Annotated in this window: 13 protein-coding genes and 1 pseudogene; 4 read left to right on the top strand and 10 right to left on the bottom strand. The window is 35.5% G+C overall.

Annotated features, from left to right (window positions below):
• Positions 1-7: 7 nt before the first annotated feature.
• Positions 8-1,369, bottom strand: a complete 1,362-nt coding sequence (locus tag A8B35_RS18605; RefSeq protein ID WP_075603702.1) for an MATE family efflux transporter — start codon at positions 1,367-1,369, stop codon at positions 8-10.
• 281 nt (positions 1,370-1,650) lie between these two features.
• On the opposite strand from A8B35_RS18605, the gene A8B35_RS18600 reads away from it, so the two are divergent.
• The gene (locus A8B35_RS18600) at positions 1,651-2,940 is read left to right on the top strand and encodes a tetratricopeptide repeat protein (RefSeq protein ID WP_075603701.1); all 1,290 of its coding nucleotides are present in this window, start codon (positions 1,651-1,653) and stop codon (positions 2,938-2,940) included.
• A gap of 489 nt (positions 2,941-3,429) precedes the next feature.
• Positions 3,430-4,950: a tetratricopeptide repeat protein gene (locus tag A8B35_RS18595; RefSeq protein ID WP_139314937.1), complete on the top strand. Its 1,521-nt coding sequence runs from the start codon at positions 3,430-3,432 to the stop codon at positions 4,948-4,950.
• Positions 4,951-5,282: 332 nt separating this feature from the next.
• Here the strand turns inward: A8B35_RS18595 and A8B35_RS18590 are convergent, their stop codons facing one another.
• The 4 genes from A8B35_RS18590 to A8B35_RS18565 all read right to left on the bottom strand — a co-directional run bounded on the left by A8B35_RS18590 (position 5,283) and on the right by A8B35_RS18565 (position 12,459).
• Positions 5,283-6,911 carry a sulfatase family protein gene (locus A8B35_RS18590; RefSeq protein ID WP_075603699.1) on the bottom strand — a complete coding sequence of 543 codons (1,629 nt, stop codon included), beginning with the start codon at positions 6,909-6,911 and terminating at the stop codon, positions 5,283-5,285.
• Positions 6,912-6,968: 57 nt separating this feature from the next.
• A complete protein-coding gene (locus A8B35_RS18585; RefSeq protein WP_075603698.1) occupies positions 6,969-9,815 on the bottom strand; it encodes an Ig-like domain-containing protein in 2,847 nt (948 codons plus the stop codon).
• 1,244 nt (positions 9,816-11,059) lie between these two features.
• Positions 11,060-11,476 carry an energy transducer TonB gene (locus tag A8B35_RS18575; RefSeq protein ID WP_075603696.1) on the bottom strand — a complete coding sequence of 139 codons (417 nt, stop codon included), beginning with the start codon at positions 11,474-11,476 and terminating at the stop codon, positions 11,060-11,062.
• A gap of 710 nt (positions 11,477-12,186) precedes the next feature.
• A complete protein-coding gene (locus A8B35_RS18565; RefSeq protein ID WP_075603694.1) occupies positions 12,187-12,459 on the bottom strand; it encodes a hypothetical protein in 273 nt (90 codons plus the stop codon).
• A 403-nt stretch (positions 12,460-12,862) separates the two neighbouring features.
• Between A8B35_RS18565 and A8B35_RS18560 the strand changes: the two genes are divergently transcribed.
• Complete coding sequence (locus tag A8B35_RS18560) at positions 12,863-13,477, top strand: Crp/Fnr family transcriptional regulator (RefSeq protein ID WP_075603693.1); 615 nt, start codon at positions 12,863-12,865, stop codon at positions 13,475-13,477.
• A gap of 91 nt (positions 13,478-13,568) precedes the next feature.
• Positions 13,569-14,852, top strand: coding sequence for a T9SS type A sorting domain-containing protein (locus tag A8B35_RS18555; RefSeq protein ID WP_075603692.1), 1,284 nt, complete (start codon positions 13,569-13,571; stop codon positions 14,850-14,852).
• 284 nt (positions 14,853-15,136) lie between these two features.
• On the opposite strand, the gene A8B35_RS18550 is transcribed toward A8B35_RS18555, so the two are convergent.
• The 5 genes and pseudogenes from A8B35_RS18550 to A8B35_RS18530 form a co-directional block, all read right to left on the bottom strand.
• Positions 15,137-15,823: a hypothetical protein gene (locus tag A8B35_RS18550; protein ID WP_139314936.1), complete on the bottom strand. Its 687-nt coding sequence runs from the start codon at positions 15,821-15,823 to the stop codon at positions 15,137-15,139.
• 199 nt (positions 15,824-16,022) lie between these two features.
• Complete coding sequence (locus A8B35_RS18545; RefSeq protein WP_075603690.1) at positions 16,023-16,625, bottom strand: SagB/ThcOx family dehydrogenase; 603 nt, start codon at positions 16,623-16,625, stop codon at positions 16,023-16,025.
• Positions 16,626-16,929: 304 nt separating this feature from the next.
• Positions 16,930-17,178 (bottom strand): annotated as a pseudogene (locus A8B35_RS23925) (DUF1016 N-terminal domain-containing protein); the annotation flags it as partial.
• Between the two features lie 378 nt (positions 17,179-17,556).
• Positions 17,557-17,967: a hypothetical protein gene (locus tag A8B35_RS18535; RefSeq protein WP_075603689.1), complete on the bottom strand. Its 411-nt coding sequence runs from the start codon at positions 17,965-17,967 to the stop codon at positions 17,557-17,559.
• Between the two features lie 32 nt (positions 17,968-17,999).
• Positions 18,000-19,142 (bottom strand): glycosyltransferase family 4 protein, encoded by a 1,143-nt coding sequence (locus tag A8B35_RS18530; RefSeq protein WP_075603688.1) that lies wholly within the window; start codon positions 19,140-19,142, stop codon positions 18,000-18,002.
• Positions 19,143-19,426: the final 284 nt, after the last annotated feature.

Here is a 19,426-nt window from a genome sequence, read left to right as displayed (position 1 = left end):
ATATATATTAAACCTCTGCAATTAAGGTAGTTGTTTTTTGCGTTTTTATAATGGGTAATAGTTTAGTCTTAAGATACAAATAAATAGAGGTATTGATAAGTCCTCTGAGCACACTACTTATTAAAATAGCCATCCAAATTCCATTTACACCAAAATTTTGAGGCTGCGATAACCATAGTGCTAACGGTATCCTAATTAATATCATTACAATATTGCTGCTTGCGGGTAGCTTAGTTTTTCCAATGCCGTTTATCACTCCTGTGGATATCATATCAATACACATAAAAATTTGTGATAAACCAACAATACGTAAATAATTGGCACCAATAGTAACTGTTTCCGGATCGTTAACAAACCAGCGTACCATACTTTCGGGGAATAATAAAAACAATGCGGTCATTACCCCTCCGAATACAAAAGCAACTTTTATTCCGGCATTAAAGCCCTGACGGACCCTATGATACAACTTAGCCCCGAAATTTTGTCCGGTAAATGACAGTATGGCACCATTAATACCTCCTATAGTCATAAAAGTCATGGATTCAATTTGAAGTCCTATTTTCTGAGCTGCTATGGCGTCGCTTCCAAAACCAGATACAATTTTCCCCATTACAATAGCCACTAAGGAAAAAATAATATACTGAGTAGAAGGCGGAAAGCCTAACTTTATCATCTTTTGAATAGGAAGAAACGATAAATTCCATGTGGAGCGTTTTCCTAAAAAGGCCAACGAACGCTTTTGCCAGTATAAGGTAGCTACCAATATTTGTGCTAGTATAGTTGCCCAGGCTGCCCCTACAACACCAAAATCTAATACAAATATAAATATTGGGTCTAGTACGATGTTTACCACTATTCCGATTGATGCAATTTTAAATGGCAACTTTGAATCGCCCCTTGCATTACTTATTCCTGAAAATAAACGACTAATAAACAAGAAAAATAACCCAACTGATGACCAACGTAAATAGCTAAATGCCATTTGCTCAGTTTGGATATTATTTAAATCGAAGAAACCTACAAAGTACTCATGTGCTATTTGTATAATAAAAACATAAATGGCTGTTATTGAAATAACCCCTACCAATGCATTAATTGAAAGAAATTTAGCTTTGCTCTCGTCTTTTTTACCTATAGCTTGCGATACTGATATACCACAACCTACCAATACAATAGAGACCAATGCCCATCCTAAATGAAGGAAAAAACCCGAAGTACCCACTGCAGCAACCGCTTCGCTGCCCAATTTACCTACCCAAAGCATATCGGTAAAACTATAGGCTAATTGCATAAACGAAGTGCCTATTATTGGCAAAGCCAGCTGTACTATCTTTTGTATTACATGTCCTTGAGTTAAATCTTTATCCATTAATTGTAAAATTTGACATTTCTGTCAGTACATATCTAAAAATCTAGATAAACTTTTTATTTCATTAATTATGCCAATTTCGTAAAATTACGAACAAAAAGATGTTATTGAGATGTTAAAGGTTCTAACAAACAATGCACACATTCTATAACACAAGTACTTGTGAAATGATTTAAACTAATTTAACTATTATTCAACTAAAACTTTAGTTACATTTGAAGGAGACAATAATAAACAAAGTCTATCTATCCTATTTTTGATAGTCATAAAACCTAATTCTTATGAATCTTAAAGTAACATTAGTATTTGCACTCTTCGCTTTTTTTCAATTTTCTATAATCGGACAAAGCTCATCCGGGCTATTATTAACGCAAGGGAACTTTCAGGAAGTAATCAAACAATTGGGAACTGATGAACACGGGCTTAGTAATACGCAACGCTACCATTTGGCCATAGCTTACCACAAATGTGGATACCCCGATAAAGCAATTACATGCTTGTTGAGGGATAGCGCAAGTTTAAACAAAGTACAGAAAGATTTATTGTGCAAAGCTTATTTAACAACAGGTAATTATAGTAAGGCACTTCCGATTTGTAAAAGTATTTACAAAGCAAACCCTAATGAAGTGAGCAATATCATTCGCCTTGCTGAGATTAATAATCATTATAAAAGTTACGAAGCTAATATTAAGCTTTTAAATGATTTTGTAATCAATGACTCTACAAACTATAGCGTTAATTTACTATTGGCTGAGACTTATCAGAAATCGAAAATGCACGTGGAAGCAATGGAGACCTATTCTATGATTATGGAGCAATATCCGGATAACGAAAAAATTGCCCTAAAATTAGGTCAGCTTTATTATAACCAGAAAAAGTATGTTAAGTGCCACGATTTTTGTGTGCCCTTTATCGATAAAATAGAAAATAACAAGAATTTCTTGTTGTTAGCTGGTTTGGCAAACTTCAAAAATGGATCGTACCACAATGTACTTGTTATGTTCAAACGATTAGAAGTACGCGGAGATAGTTCATTTTTAACTAAAAAGCATTTAGGTTTTACCTACTATCGTACCGATAATTATGAAAAGGCTATCGATTATTTACATTTAGCCATGGATTATAAAGATAACGACCCTGAAGTAGCCTACTTTTTAGGAGCCTCTTATGGAAAAACCAATCAAGCTCTTGAAGGCCTACAATATTTATTTTTGGCGCAGGATCTGGTAAAACCATCACCTTCATTAATGGAAAAATCACATAATAAAATTGCAGATATTTATCTCGATAATAAAAACTATGCATTTGCCATTAATCATTACCAAAACGCTTATAAATATGCCCCTAAAAATGCTCAATATTTATACCGACAAGCAACTATTTACGATTATGACCTTGAGGATAAAGCCAAAGCTATGGCGCTATATGAAGCGTTTTTAACTGCCCTTCCTGATTCTTTAAATGAAGACACAAAAAAAGGAAATGAGCTATACACCTTAAAACTTAAGGAAATTGTAAACAGCAGATTAATTAGTCTGAAAGAAAATGCGTTTTTTGAGAATGGGATTTAGCATCGTAAGCCCTAAAACATTTAAAAGTCACCAAGCCTATAATTAAATACACTTGGTGACTTAATTGCAAATTTAGTTACTAAGCTACTGCGTTACTCCATAGGTCTAGCTAGTTACTTTGGGAGAATCTATGGTTTATGGGCATGCTTACTTTTCTACCTCCTCAAGTGTTATCTCCTTTTTCAATTACTCAAAAATATCTACTCAAGCATGTTTTACCAAGCATAATAGCTTAGCAATATTTTTACAATAATTATTTTTCTCTTTCAAACACTTTACAAATACACTTTACACACTATTGGCCAAACAAATACGCACCTCCTCCTTTAAACAGTTATTAAATAAATCTTAGGACTTAGGCTTTAATTATCTTAATAATTAATTAAACTTGCTTTATATATTTATTTATAGTTACGCATGCACAGAAGTATACTTATTTTTAGCCTCATTTTTTATTTTAATATTTCGAGCTTTTGCCAAAAGGAAGACTTGAACAAAATAGCCAACGAATTATACTCGGGGGCATTTGAGATGCTAAACGAAAATCCCGATTCGAGCCTTAAATTAGTAACTACGGCGCAAAAGGCTTTTGTGAGTATTAACGATACAAGTGGCTTATTAAAGTGCATGCATTTAAATGCAGATTTACTAAAAAACAAGAGCCAATATTACCAATCGTTTGATATTTTATGGGAGGCCCTTTATTTAGCCGAACAGTTTAAGGATACAAGTCTGCTTATTAAGGTTAACAACGAGTTAGGCTTAATGTATTCCATTTTTAACCAGCCTAAAGAGTCGAACGAACTTTATGAAAAATCCATTGAACTGTGTAAGCAAAGTAAAGATTATAGAAACCTATCTAGCACCTATTATTCGTACGGATTAAGAAAAAGAGACCATAATAAACTAGAGGTTGCAATGCAATATCTCGACTCGTGTGAGATGATACGCAAACAAGCCTCAGCTAGCAGAAACAATTATTTCTTAATGGTTGAGCGTGGTTCTGTTTTATTAAAAATGGGACGCATAAAGGAAGCTGAAAAACTGTTGTTAAAAGCATATAACCACTTTGAAAATAACGACAATAACTTTTTAGCCATTATTAATAAATACCTAGGCGATTTATCATTGGCAAAAAATGAACCTACAAAAGCCATACAATATTACTTAAAGGCTCTGTCTAAAATTGAGAAATTTAAAACGCACAATGATCACCGCATATATATTCTCGAAAACCTATCGTTGGCTTATATACAAACCAACCAGGCTAAACTGGCCTATAAATATTTAAAAGCAGGCAAAGCCGAGGCCGATAGTTTATTTAATATAAAGAACAGTGCTTCGGGTAAACTATTTCAACTCAAGAATGGATACAATGAAAAGATACGAGTTCAGAACGAAGCTTTGAAAACTCAGAATACCATGCTTGAAAAAGAGAAGCAATCTAATACGAAGCTTCAGTTTTCGTTACTAATAGTTATTCTGCTGGCGTTTATTTTAATACTAATTATTAAGAGCAGTTACCAAAAGAAAAAGCATGCCCACCAAAAAGAGCAAGGCGAACTAAAAGCAGCTGTTGAAAGAGAAAGGGCTGATGCCATAAAAGAGTTTAAAGACAAAGAAATTACCTCATACACCCTTCAGTTGATTGACAAGGAAACGCATATTAATACACTGATTGATTTTATAAAAGACAAGGTGAAAGACAGTGCTGAAAAACGCACCTTACTAAAACAGGTAAAAACCGAGGATGACCTTTGGGAGGAGTTTAACAAACGTTTTGTGGAAGTACACAACGAGTTCTATGATAATTTAACCGCTCAGTTCCCCAAATTGAGTCCTACTGAATTAAAGCATTGCGCATTAATAAAACTAAACTTCTCGAGCAAGGAGATGTCGCGCTTGCTGAATATTTCGCTCAATAGCACACATATTTCGAGGCATAGAATACGTAAAAAATTAGGCTTAAGCCGAGAGGATAATTTGGAACACTTTATTGCAGGAATCTAATTATTTAGCCAATTGAAGGTGTGTTTGATTTAAAATACCAGTCAGCTGGAACAATAGTATTGGTATTGTGGTGTGCGTTAGTGATTGTAGTGGATACCCCACAGCGCAGCGAGGAGTATGAACGAAAAGCACGACCCGAGTAAATTTATGCTTTCAGAGTTGTTTTAACAAACCCAGGGGAACGCCCTAATTTTAAAAATTATCTTTATTGGTTTAAGATATAAGTCTTGAATTTTGGGCTTGCTAGTTAATTAAAAGCATATGTAATCCTAAAAAAAAGCCCCAAATCTGTTATCGGATTTGGGGCCTGTTTTTATACGGACAATTAGAGTTTAATCATTCCAATGTGCGTCAATAATTTGTTGTATGGCGGGGTAATTGCCATCTTCCTCGTTTATGGATGCACGCATATCTTTTAATTGAATTTTAAGATCGGCAATAACATCCTTAAAGGTTTCATTGCCATAAAGGTTATTCATCTCATGCGGATCGTTTGCTAAATCGTAAAACTCCCATGCTGGGATGGTTTCAAAATCGGACATTGATTCGGGGTTATGTGCCCACTTTTGTGCAGCGGTATTACGCGCTTTATAATCTCGCCCATAAAAGAAAATCAGTTTGTATTGCTTGGTTCTAATTCCGAAGTGAGCTGGGTTGTTGTGCTTGTGGGCCATGTGCATCCAATATCTATAATAGGTGGCCTGCTTCCAAGCTTCGGGTTCTTTGCCTGAGAACAATATCTGCTTAAAGCTATCGCCTTGCATATACTCTGGTGTTTTACCTCCGGCTAAATCGATAATAGTTGGTGCAAAATCAACATTATTAATGATGGCATCGGTGCTGGTTCCGGCTTTAATTTTTTCGGGATAGCGCACCAAAAATGGCATTCGCATTGATTCTTCGTACATCCATCGTTTGTCAATATAATCGTGCTCACCCAACATAAAACCTTGATCGCCGGTATAAATAATAATGGTATTATCCATTAAATCATTTTCCTCTAAATACTGAAATAAGCGACTTACATTATCATCAACACCCTTTACACATCGTAAATAACGTTTTAAATACTCTTGATATGCTAAGTGTTTATACTCGGGATCGGGAATAGTTGGGTCAATTTCCATGTGCATACCCATGTTTCTAATCACATTTCGATGCCCTATTGATGAACCAATGGTATCTATCCAACAATCGTTAATTCCTCTGGTAGCAAGCGATCCATTATTTTTATTATCCCACATACTTTCGGGTTCGGGAATAAAAGTATCCTCTAGATAATTATTGTAACGATCGGCATATTCAAAAAAATCGTGAGGCGCTTTAAAATGATGCATCAAGAAAAACGGTTTTGATTTATCACGCTTATTCTTTAACCAATCTATAGATAAATTGGTTATTACATCAGATGAGTGCCCTTCGTATTTTGTAGCATATACATCACGCACCAAATCTTCTTCGAAACGAATTGTAGAAAGCGAATTGCCTGTGCGGGCATATAAGGTAGGGTTATGGTAATCGCCCTGACCCGGAAGTACGTTGTAATAATCAAATGCTTCGGGGGCTTCCTTAAGGTGCCATTTTCCAACCATAGCAGTTTCGTAGCCTAACTTTTTTAGTTCTTTAGGCAGATATTGCTTATCGGCTCCTATTCTTCCGCTCAAATCCATTACACCATTGGTTTGACTGTACTGCCCGGTTAAAATGCTTGCCCGCGATGGCGTGCAAATGGCATTTGTGCAAAAGGCATTTTGAAACAGTATCCCCTCCTTTGCAATGCGATCAATGGTTGGTGTTGGGTTTAATTCTGCCAGGCGCATTTTATAAGCACCAATGGCTTGGGCGCAATGATCATCAGACATAATGTAGATGATATTGGGCTTTGTAATACTTGTTTTTTTAGTTGTACACGATACTGTAAGTAACAGCATTAGAACAACTAGAATAGATAAATTTTTCATAGACTATGCTTGATATTTAAATTATTTAAAACGCTATTGTAATTTAATCATAAAGGCTTAGTTTCGTTTAACGGTAACCATTGCATAATCAGCATATCTGCCATCTTTAGTTGTGGCCCATATTTTTACCAATCCGTTTGACACAGCAGTTACTTCTCCTTTTTTATTCACCTTGGCTACAGCAGTATTTTCTGATTTCCATACTAGCTTTTCACCCTTAAATTTATCTTGAATAATAGAGGCTTTTAATTGCAATTGATCTCCTTTGTTTAACTCAACAACATCGGTACTCATATCTACAACCTTAATTTGATCGCCACCTTCAATTTCTCCTCTATAAAAACCGCAACCTAAAGTGGCCAACCACATTTTACCAGGTTCAAAAATATCGAATTTCACATCTTCAATTTGATGCGGTGTGCCTAAACCTTTATTGGCTTTCACCCAAGTTTGGCCTCTATCTCGACTAATGTAAAGTCCTGGATTTTTCGACATAAACCGTGTTGTTATGGCAATTAAATTATTATCGAAGGGGCAAATATCGATACACTCAGTAGGTGCATGCTCAAATATTTGCGTCCAGTTTTTACCAAAATCGTCAGAATACCACACGCCAGCACCTCCGCCTCGGTATCCTGTGGTAATGTACATACGGTTGGTATGGTCAAATTTTACAAACTGAACCCCCTCAACGGCGGATGGTGTTTTTACTTTCTTCCAGCTTTCGCCTCTATTTGTTGAATGATACAATCCTCCTTCGGATAATGGAAGGTGATAACTGTGTATATTCTTTTCGGCAGCTATAAACAATGATTTCATGCTATTATCGCGCGGGTCGAACTGCACATCATTAATACGAGCTGGCGATGGTAAGCCCTTATTGCTTTGCGTAAAGGTTTTGCCACCATCTTCGGAACGAAAGAATCCGCCTTTTTTGCCGTTGGGTTCCTTTACAATTTTGGTGATCCCAAAATACATATACTCTGGATTAATAGGATCGATGGCCAAGCCGTTTGTATAATAATCATCTAACCATTTATTAGTTGCCGGTGTAGCGGTTCCATGCTTTGCCCAATGCTCTCCCCTATCGCTACTTTTAAACATATACTGCTTGTCTTCCTGGCGGTTTGAAGTATTATAAACCTCATCAACATTGTAAGGGTTGTAAACAATATTACTAACTGTTGGCTGACTGCTTTCAATATATCGCGCAGCAATTCGATCATTAGGACTATCGTCAGACGGAATCCAAACGTAATGTTCTCCTGAACCTAATAAAGTGGTTTCTTTTCTTTTATCCTGAGCAATTACTAAACCTGGTAGGTTACTATTTCCGTTACCCACAATGGCACCTGAAGGCGTGTAAACCTCATCCATCTGCTGCCATGTTTTTCCGTGATCTTTACTCAACATCGAACTATGATCTGATACAATCATAACGGCTCCATCAACACCCACATCTAGTGCACGCATCGATCGTAAAGGATAATCCTTTTTAAAGCGCATATGCGGAGACTGATGACCCACTTTCATATTGGTATGCCAAGGATTACCACGCTCTTCCCAATAGGCCTTGTCTTTTTCCCATGTTTCTTCGTACAAACGCGCTGTACTAATCCACTTTTCGCCATCGTTGGTAGTTACCCATAGTCGACCAGGAGTGATAGATTGCTTGGTTTGCGGATCGGTGAATCCTATATATACTGCACCTTCTCTGCTTGGATCGGCACTTATCATGTTAAAATTTTGAAGTGCAGCTTTGGGTAACTCAGGATATTTTGTTTTAGCTTCTTGTTTTTTAATTCCGAACCAATGCGCAATGTATTGGTAATAATTAGCGGGCACGCCTCCTGTTAATCTATTGATATCTAAACCCAAATTGCCAGTTATATTTACCCATGATTTTCCGGCATCATCTGACTTGAAAATACCTCCGGTACACTTGGTAGTTTTACCATCGGCAAAATATTGCGTTTGATCAATAGCATATATTGTGAACTTGCCTGTTTGCTTGTTATAATAGGCATCCATATCCATAATAATGTTATTATCAAATTGGTTTTTACCTACCTGCTTCCAGCTTTTACCACCGTTGCTTGAGCGATACATACCAAAGTTTGATGCTGCAAATATTTCTTTTGAGTTATTCGGATTTACAATAATTCGGCCTACTTGCGCTTTTTGGTGGATACCATTGTTCACCAACTGCCAGCTTTTACCTCCATCAGCAGTACGCCACAGTTTTCCTTCGTTTAGTTCTTTTCTTCCATGCGGATTTTCGGCAGTTACATGTTTGTATATCGACATCCACATTTGTCCGCGCACATTCTGACCTCCGCCAACAAACCATACATTTGGGTTATTAGGATCAATAGCCAATGAACCTACTTTTTTACGCCAGGCATCTTTATCAGTACCATCAACATCCTTTTTATACCACGGGCAATTGGGTACTACACTCCAATTTTTGCCGCCGTTGGTGGTTTGGAACAACTCTGAGGTACCAATGGCTAAACCAAAATCGGGGTTCTTTGGCGAATAATAAATATCGCGCAAGTGGTAAAAAGATCCATCTCCATCGTAATCTTTAATACTATACCAATTTTTGCCATAATCGTCCGATTGGTAGGCATTCCACATATCAGGCACCTGAACAATTTTACCAGGTATGGTTGGATGAAAACGCAATAAATTGGCATATCCGGCATTACCAGGGCCCACCTGTTCCCATGTTAAGATATGATCAGATTCTACACGTTCTGTATTGAGTTTCTTTTGAAACTGCGCACTCAAGCTTGAGAGTTGTAAAAGCGCCATTGCCACTAGCAAAAATGCCTTTTGCTTTAGTTGATTCTTATTAACCATTTCGTAAATATTATAGCGGACAGTGTTGAATAATTCCATACTGTAGCCGGTTTTTTATTTTTATTTATGATGATGCAATATGTAAAAAGAACCGTACTACGAAGAGATGATATTGTGCTAGATGTAGGAGGTAATTTAAATAGCTGACAAACTGAAACTCTATAGGGTGGATAAAAACCTTGATGGAGGTGGATAAATGGAAAGCTTTTATTGTTACTAATGATTTACAGCTCGCCTTGAGATTGCTTCCTTCGTCCCAAGGACGCAATACCGTATAGCAATGATGTACTTTTTGCGCCTCGTCATTCTGAGGAACGAAGGAATCTAAAGGCGCAAAGTAAAGCACTCAAACTATTTCATGCCACCACTACAAACCACAAGATGTAATCTTGAGGCAGCGGGGTGCCAACAGGGGTATCAAGATGATTTGCAGCACGCCTTGAGATTGCTTCCTTCGTCGCAAGGACGCAATATCGTTTATCACTTATAACTTACAATTTATCACTTTTAAGTGCCTCGTCATTCCAAGGAACGAAGGAATCTAAAGGCGCAAAAGGTATACAAAAAGCCCGTTGGCCGCATTTGGTACTTCGTGCTTCTAATTAAAAATACCAAACAGTCGCAAACACGAGCTAGACGAGAGAGTTTGCAGCTTGTTAATGTTACTCAATGTTTGTGGCATAGGTAGGTAACTTATATGGCTAGTATATTGTTCTTAAAAGCACAAGCACTTCGAAATGCTTGAAACCACCTGTAAGAACGTTGCCTAAGTAGCTCGCAAGCCTTGCAAGTACCAAAGCCAATGTTTAATAGACACCTTGCAGGTGTTGCAAGCTACTTTTTAACGTTAAGAAGTCATTTCGCAAGTGTTGCGAGTAACTTAAGAACGTTCAAAATGGACCTCGCAAGTATTGCGAAGTACAAAACCTACATTCAAAAGTATGTTGCAGGTGTTGCTAGCTACTTTTGAACCTTAGAAAATCATTTAACAAGTGTTGCGAGTAACTTAAGAACATACAAAATGGACCTCGCAAGTATTGCGAAGTACAAAACCTACATTCAAAAGTATGTTGCAGGTGTTGCGAGGTGCTTCTCCTATGTTTTTTTACTACTAACAAGGCTTGTGAGAGAGTTTAAAACAAAAGCCGCACTTTTAAAATGCGGCTTTGTTGTTTACAGGCTAGAAGCCTTATGTGTAGCGACATAGCCAGAGGCATACGCCGAACGATTTACATTGTTTAGTCGCTACGGTGAGCAGGGGAAGCTTCCCAAGGCTCTCTATTCTATTCCCTACATTCTTTAACTTTTAAGCTATCAGGGATTCCATTCAAATAAAAATTAACAGGTATTGTGTATTGTATTTTTACAGGTTTACCTCTTTGCATTGCCGGCTTCTCAAACTTAATTAGTCTGGATACTCTTAAGGCTTCTTTATTTAAATCAGTTCGGATTCCTTTAGCTATTTTATGTTCTTGTGTATACCCTAAAGTATCAACCCAAAATGTTACAAAAACATTTCCCTGAGTAGAATCAAGCTTTGCCGAAGGAGGGTAGACAATACTATTTTGAATAAACTTCTTTAAATCTCCTGAAAAGGAAGGTGCTTCTTCAATATATGTGATAATATATTCTTCTTGTGCCTTTGCTAATTGTACACAATTAGCCCAAAGGAATAATAAAACAAAAAATACTTTTACCATCTGCGAGGAATTTTATAAATCCAGTTAAACTTATTTGGATAACTGGGAAATGAAACATTAAATATAGATAATTGTGATTGATAAAACTTAACTCCGTCAAGCGGGAGGTTATGACCATAATATAACCCTTGGTTTTTGAACATATGAGTATAGCCGTGTATCTCTTCTAAATAAGTATTAATTCCTAACCCCTTTAATTCGTCTGATACCTGCTCTAAAGCAATACCATTTAACACCTTGTTAGAATGAAAAGATTCTTTTATATAGATACCTTTGAGTGTTGAATAATCATCAAATGCTAAATTGCCATATGAAATATCCCAGGCTAGCGCGAGCTTTTAGCTCGTGACTACAGTTTTTTAAATCTAACAACCTAAACTCCTTAGCATCTTTGCTACACTGCTATACTTGGTTATTATGTATATTATTTTTTGCTAAGATAGACAAAACTCATATGTTTTAGATACTGCAAGACTTATGTGCTTTATAGAAGCACGAGTTACAAACTCGCGCTAGCTTGGGGGGAAAACTCCTTAACAGACAAAGAGCTACTTAACCAGTTAAGGCTATTGAGAAGATGGACGAGAAAGATAAAAGTGTAATTAAAACGCTTATTGACGCTTTTATTACGAAAGGAAAAATTAAACAATTAGCTTTATAAAGAAAGCCTGGACAATGCCAGGCTCTTCTATTAATATTCATTCAAAGCTTTAACTAACTGCTTTAAAAATCATCGCTAACACAAATCCTATCCCCATAACTGTAAAAATAAGATATATCCAAACATTCAGAGCTTTAGCTTGTGATTCATTAAAGTTAGACTCCTTTGCATCTATATATTTTGGTCTGTAATATCCCTTTACAAAGATATCTCCAAAACTTATGCCCTTATACTTTGCATACAAAACATACCATTTGTAAACAAAAAAGAAGGCACTTATTAAACACGTTGCAGTCAATGCAATTATTATATATTTAAGCATGATTCATATTTTTATAGTTTAATTATTCTCTTTTTTTAATTGAAGCAATATTTGATTAATTAACTTCTCATTATTTATAGATTTGTTCTTATACTCATTTAATGATTTATTCCCCCATGCTAGCGCGAGCTTTTAGCTCGTGAATAAAGTTTTTTTCAACTTCAATAACCTAATTTACTTAGCTTCTTTCTTACACTGCGGTACTAGGTTATTATGTATTTTTTTTTGCTAAGATAGCACAAAACTCATGTGTTTTAGATACTGCATAGACTTATGTGCTTTATAGAAGCACGAGCTGAAAGTTCGCACTCAATGTCGTTCAGTAAAGAATATTCATACTGCACCTTTGTTGTTTTTCAACACCTATTGAATTATTTTTGTACAACATTAATGTTGTTTTAAAATGACCAAACTTATTACGTCAGATGACCTTTGTATTTTAAAAGATTTCTTTTCAAGTTCCACAAGCGTTAGTGATGAACTAATTCATACCATAAGCCAATCGTTTATAAAACGCATCTTCAAAAAAGGTGAGGTAATAACCAAAGAAGGCGATATTGAATGTTATGCCAATATCGTTACCAAAGGTGTTGTGCACCAATTTATGTATGATGAGGATGCCATCATAACCATCAATATCACCCCAGCCAGATTAGGCTTCAACAGCCTAAAGAGCTACATAGAATCATCCCCTTCTCTGGAAGTTCATGAAGCACTTACGGATGTGGAAGTGCTATCCATCAGAAAACAAGATATTGATGAACTGGTTAAAAGTGATGCAGCTATTTGCTACCTACTTTATAAAGTACATGAGCACATTTTGCTGGATCGTGAAAACAGAATGTTGATGCTTCAATACCGAAGTGCCGAAAAAAGGCTTCAACTATTTCATGAGATCATCCAACGCTCTGATTACTTACTAGCAAATACACCTGATAAATACATTGCCAGCTATTTAAACATGACGCCGCAACAATACAGCAAAGAAAAAAGTAAGCGCTTAAAAAGGCAAGGTTAAAAGTTGTCAATTCAATCAATTATTATCTGCAGATAACTTTTATACTAACGATAATAAGTTGTTTTGAATTTTCAATTTAAAACTAATTGTCATGATGAAACAACTTCTAATACTAACTATTGGCGTATTACTCACTTACCCTTCTAATGGGCAAACACTGATTTATTCAAAACCTACAGAGCTGCTGCATACAACAAACACGCAAGACTTTATTAGCAATGGCTTTAAGCTTGATGCTGTAGTTCAGTATGTTTTTAACGAAGCTTCTTCTGCTTGGGATAAGCCCTACACCAAACAAACCTACTTATACGATACTAATGGCAATGAAACTGAAACAAGCAATTATGAGTGGGATGAAGCCAAGCAGAATTGGAAAAATGTAGATAAGAAGGTATCATCCTATACAAGCTCAGGTATTTTAGTAACGGACACACACTACAAATGGAAGGATTCTGATGGTTGGAATAACGAGAAGAAATATACCTACTCATACAATAGCGAACTTTTATTAAAAGAAATACTGATTTGGGAACCTAGCTCAAACACTTGGGAAGCAAGGCAAAGAGTTCGTATTGACTATTACGAATCAGGTCAAGTTAAAGAAGAAGTTCGATTAATAAGGATGGCACCCGAAATCTACTGGGAACGTACGCAAAAGAAATTTTACCTCTATAAAGATGGTCAACGAGAAAGTGTAGGCGTATCATATTGGAACAAGCAAACTCAAAACTGGAATCCTCAGTTCTTGTACAATTATCTATACGACAGAACAGATAATTTACTTAGACAGATCATATGTTTTAGTAAATCCAATACCAATTGGGTTAAAATGAATTCGACCTCCTACAATTACAATGTTAACAAGATGCTTGCGGGCATGACAGTTGTTTATGAGGATCACGACAATAAAGGTTATGATGAAGTTAAGGAACAATCCTATGCGCATAATTTCGAGGTGCCTGCCAATAACTTGCTGTTACCATATAAAAACAGAAACACCGTACCGAGCGCATTTCACCATCAATTAACAACCAACCAACTCTATGCTTATAACAAGCATGAAGATGACCTCGTAAAATATCGAGAAGATATCTATTATTATTCCGCTATCGAACATACTACTAGCGTGCCTTTCGCGTATGATGAGTTGATTAAAGTTTCTCCTAATCCGGCTAGTCATTACATCACCATCCATTGTCCTAACAAAAGTGCATCATTACATTTAAACTTGTATAATTACACAGGCCAAGCTATAATAAACAGCCAATACACAGCAGGCAAGCCCATTGATATTAGCCATTTACCACATGGCTTATACATTTATAAAATTACTCAGGAACAAACGACTGTAACAGGAAAACTTCTTATTCGTTAATCCAGTTTTCGACAAATATAATCCTCCATCCCACCCCGGATTTGTGATACCACTCGCATTGGATTGAAGCATTAAATATATAGGCAAGTGGCTAATAACAACAAAGCAAGTACTTTGCTCCGCAGAGGTTTAAGACACAACAAAAGCCGCACTTTCAAAATGCGGCTTTCTTGTTTACAGGCTAAAAGCCTTATACATTATGCGACGTAGCCAGAACCATATGCCGAACGATTTAGATTATTTGGTTGCTTCGTTGAGCGGGGCTTTATTTATTATTGCAACAATTAGTTTTCTTGTTTAATTTCTATATAATCAATTTTCCAAGAAGACTTTAGGCATTGTTGAATTCCTATGTAGTTTCCATGTACTACATTAATTTTTTCAGAATAAACTATAATGTCATTAATAGAGATTAGGCATGAATCCCCCACTTGAGAGATTTCGTATTTATTATAAATATTTGAAATAACTGGATAAGGTTGATCTGAATATTCCACTCCATTTATTTTTAGATTGGATTTAATATCTGATTTTAATTGCTTCCTTGATAAACGCTCCCATCCATTTTCTAAATAATCTAAATAAATGTCTCCATAAATACTAAACTTAATTTGATAAAGTCTTGATTTTACCATTGGTTCATTGATCGTTCCCCATTGAAAGTCGATACGATTAGATATGCTGTCATAATTCATAATTTTTGCAGAAAAAACAATAGAGAAATCTTTATCTGTTGAAAAGCCATCTATTTCTTTGTTCAGCCACAAACAACCATTATTTACACTATTTTTTGTATGTTTTTCAATATTCAAATTTCCATCTGAAATATTGACCGAGAAGTCATCGTAATTGTTTTTTAGATCCCAATTGTTTCTATTATCCTTAAAAGAGTCCTTAAAGACAATGTTCTTATTATAACCACACGAGAAGCAAAATACAATAGACGTGAAAAGAATTGTAAATTTCAGCATAGTTTTCATTTTATATAAGTTATGGTTTTAGTTTAATTATTGCCAACAGCTTGGATAAAGGATGTAGGCTGATTTGAAAAACCAAACCTCCAAAACACCACATACCAATAATTTGATTTGGTTATAAACTTAATTCTTTAAGTTAACAATACTTCCTAATAAACACCAAAACCCTCATGCTTTATTATCAGCTCTATGATCAATCATCTAGCGCTTTTCCGATAGCTTGCGTATAAACAATCTTTTCATAATCAGCAAGCCCCATAGTTTCATGCAATTTTTCTCGGTTTACTAATCCAATTACAGCGGTATTTAATCCTGCTGATGCACAATATAAATATACATTCTGACTTATAAATCCAGTTTCTGTACCCGCAACAAATAATTTACGATTATCATCTGTACCTACATATCCCTTTAGCCGAGAAAAGTCAGAAACATATACTAAACCAAATGGCATATTTTTCATCATTTTCTGATTGGTTAAATTCTCTCTTACATCATCAGTCTTAATCAAAACTAATCCATGCAAATTCTCATCGTAAAGGAAAAGTCCTGTATCCATTGCAGCATATACTTTTATAGTTTGTGAATTTCTGCCGGATGGTACTGTTCTCCGACTTTTACTTTTTTTTGTTTCTTCCATGGTTTTACCACAAGCGACCCATAAAATATTAGAAATATCCTGTAGAGATAATGAATCCTCTTTCCACTTTCGTTTTGTACGCCGTTTTTCTATTGCTTTCATCAATGGAAATGCCAATTCTTTTTGAGGTTCTGGAAGTTGTACAAAATCAGTCATATTTTAATAAGTATTTTGATACAAAGCTAAATCGCTTTAAAAAGATAATAACTACTAATCAAGTCCTTTTTTATACAATTTTTAAAATAATACTGATTTGTAGTTAGTTGGTGAGTTGAATTAAGCTTGGGTGCAATGGAGAACCGTAAGAATACTGGCCGATTTCTAACCCAACAAGATTATCAAACTTAAATAGCCGGATCAATAGTTCTGGCGAGGTATAGATACGAAATGAAACTTCAAATGCCAGTGACTGCCCTATAAACTATATATTTTATTGGCACTAGTTTTTAATCATTTGTAGTTAATTTTTTTCTAGGTCTTCAATACTAGGTAACTGATTTTTAAAATCATCAGGTATTGCATCTGTTAGTGAATAGAACTTATTCCATTGTCTTATTGCATATAAGTTTCTTCTTGAAGAGCCTTTAATATCTGGAAATTCAGACTTTAGTTCTATAGTAGTTTGTTCAATGAGATTGCTTCCCCAAGAAAAGTTGATTTGACGTTCAGTAATATATTTGCCTATTTCCCAATAGAGTTCGATGAGTTGAAGATTAACACTTTATGCTACCATAGTTCTAGCCGAATGAATCTTAGTTTTAAGATTACTCAACTGGATATTAAACACTTGTTTATCTAACTTATCTGCCATTGAGCAAATATAATCATCTTTTTATAGCTTATGAATTACTCATTTTCTTATTGCAGTAATTTAGCGCTAGCAGTTGGCTAGATGAAGCATATAGCGATTTAATGAACCAATCCTTTAAAAAATCCAATGGAGTCAAAGCTTTTTATTGTATTTGTTACTTTTTATTCCCCAAATGGAATAAAAAGGTTTGACGGAACTTATTTCGCCATAAGGCTTTACAAAATCAAACCGACCCTTATTATTTATTCCAATTTGTTGAACATCGTTATTTTTTCTTCAGATATTTCCATTCTTTTTCACAGTCATAACAAGTATAATTACGCTTAAAATTGGAAAAAATGCTCCCATCAGAAAATATAGCAATATCATTAAGGGATTAATCTCTTTTTTCTTGTAAACATTATCTGATTCACAAAATGGGCAAGTTGATATATCAGTATTATCTTTTAATTCAATTATTTCAACCTTTCTTTGGCGTACTTCTTTCGAATCCTGGATATAACCACCTTCTTTAAGTATCAAAGTAGCTGCAATTAAATCTTTTTTCCTCACGTCTAGTTTGACACCACCAATTGCATTTGAATAAACATAATTGGATTGTGTGCCAAATAGCTTACAACTATTAATCCCCCTATTATAAATATGATAAAAGTTGCCAAGTAGTAGTTTTTCGGTATAATTGGTCATAGGCCTAAATATGTACCTATAAAAAAAGCATCCTAACTAAACAGCTCCCCATACCCTACTTTAAAATTCTGCTCACTCACATATTCTGCAGCCAAAGCCTTTGCTCCTTGGCTCAAGTCCTGGTAATCTGCTTTATCATTAATTATATTTTGCACAACTCTCTCCCACTCATCCTTATCTGTTAAAGGAATACTCCAACCTGCATGCTTCTCTTCTAAATTTAACCAAGGCGTTTTATCCGATATAAGTACAGGAAGGCCATTGGCAAGCGCCTCAAATATGGCATGACCAAAGTTCTCCCCCAAGGTTGGTAATACAAAATAATGGTATTGTTTTAGGGTCTCTGCTACCTTATGTGGCTCTATACTGCCTTTATAATTAACTGTAACATTAGGTGCTACTTTTTTAATCTCCTCCTTACATTGTTGCCAATAGTCGGCATCCTTTATAGGTCCATAGATATCGTATATAATGGTTTTATTCGCTTTAACACGCTGCAATAAATCAATAAAATAAATATGATTCTTCTTTTCGGCCACCAAAGAAATGGTGGTAAAACGAATAGTATCGCTTGGACTTTTCTTTGCCGACTCTTCTGCAACCAATGACGGTATATTGCCCACCTCTATTATATTTGAGGTATGTGGAATATTAAGTTGAATGTCCTCTAGCTCCTGCTTATCTGTAGCCTGCCAATATATATTTTTAGCTTTAAGAAGACTTGTTTTCATTAATCCTAAAAACAATCTCTTTTTGGTGGCCTTCAACTGTAGCGCTCCTGCCTGAAGCATACCCCTAGGTGCCACAATTACCCTACGTTGCTGCTTATTTCCCAAAAACAAATTCCATTTTAAAGGATAAATCGTAAATGCCAAAGAAAACATACTGTTTATGTAAATGCTATTGGGCTGAATACTTTTGATGGTACTACCCACCTCAAAAAAAGAAGGACTTGAGCTATAATACACCTTAGTGTGTGCATTGTGTTCGACCCACTGGTTATTGGCAACTGTTAGCTCTGTGCCGTCATGATCCTTATTACCTGTATATATATAAAATTGGTAATCCTTATCTAAATACTCAGCCATATTGGCTACCGACCTTATAGGTCCTCCTGCCTTATAAGCCGGCAAAAACCAATCTATAAAAATGAGGATTTTCTTCTTAGTAGTCATGCAGCAAAGATATTATTTTAGATTAGAGATAGTAACTTATGGAAGTTAGAGTTTTTTAAATAGTATCAAGTATCAAGTATCAAGTATCAAGTATCAAGATAAAAGTTTAAGCCTGAAATAACCAATCACCCATAGTAAAAGGGGATTATTTAGAGTTGTAAAGCACTAGTGCCTTAATACTTACATCAAAAAAAATCAATCCCCCTATCTTTCACCTTAATTTTGAATAAGTCTTAATATAATCCCACTTTGGCAAGGGGGAAGTAGCATAATGTAATTGATCA

This window comes from Saccharicrinis aurantiacus, assembly GCF_001660705.2.
Classification (GTDB): domain Bacteria; phylum Bacteroidota; class Bacteroidia; order Bacteroidales; family Marinilabiliaceae; genus Saccharicrinis; species Saccharicrinis aurantiacus.
This window is presented reverse-complemented; position numbering and strand designations above follow the sequence as displayed.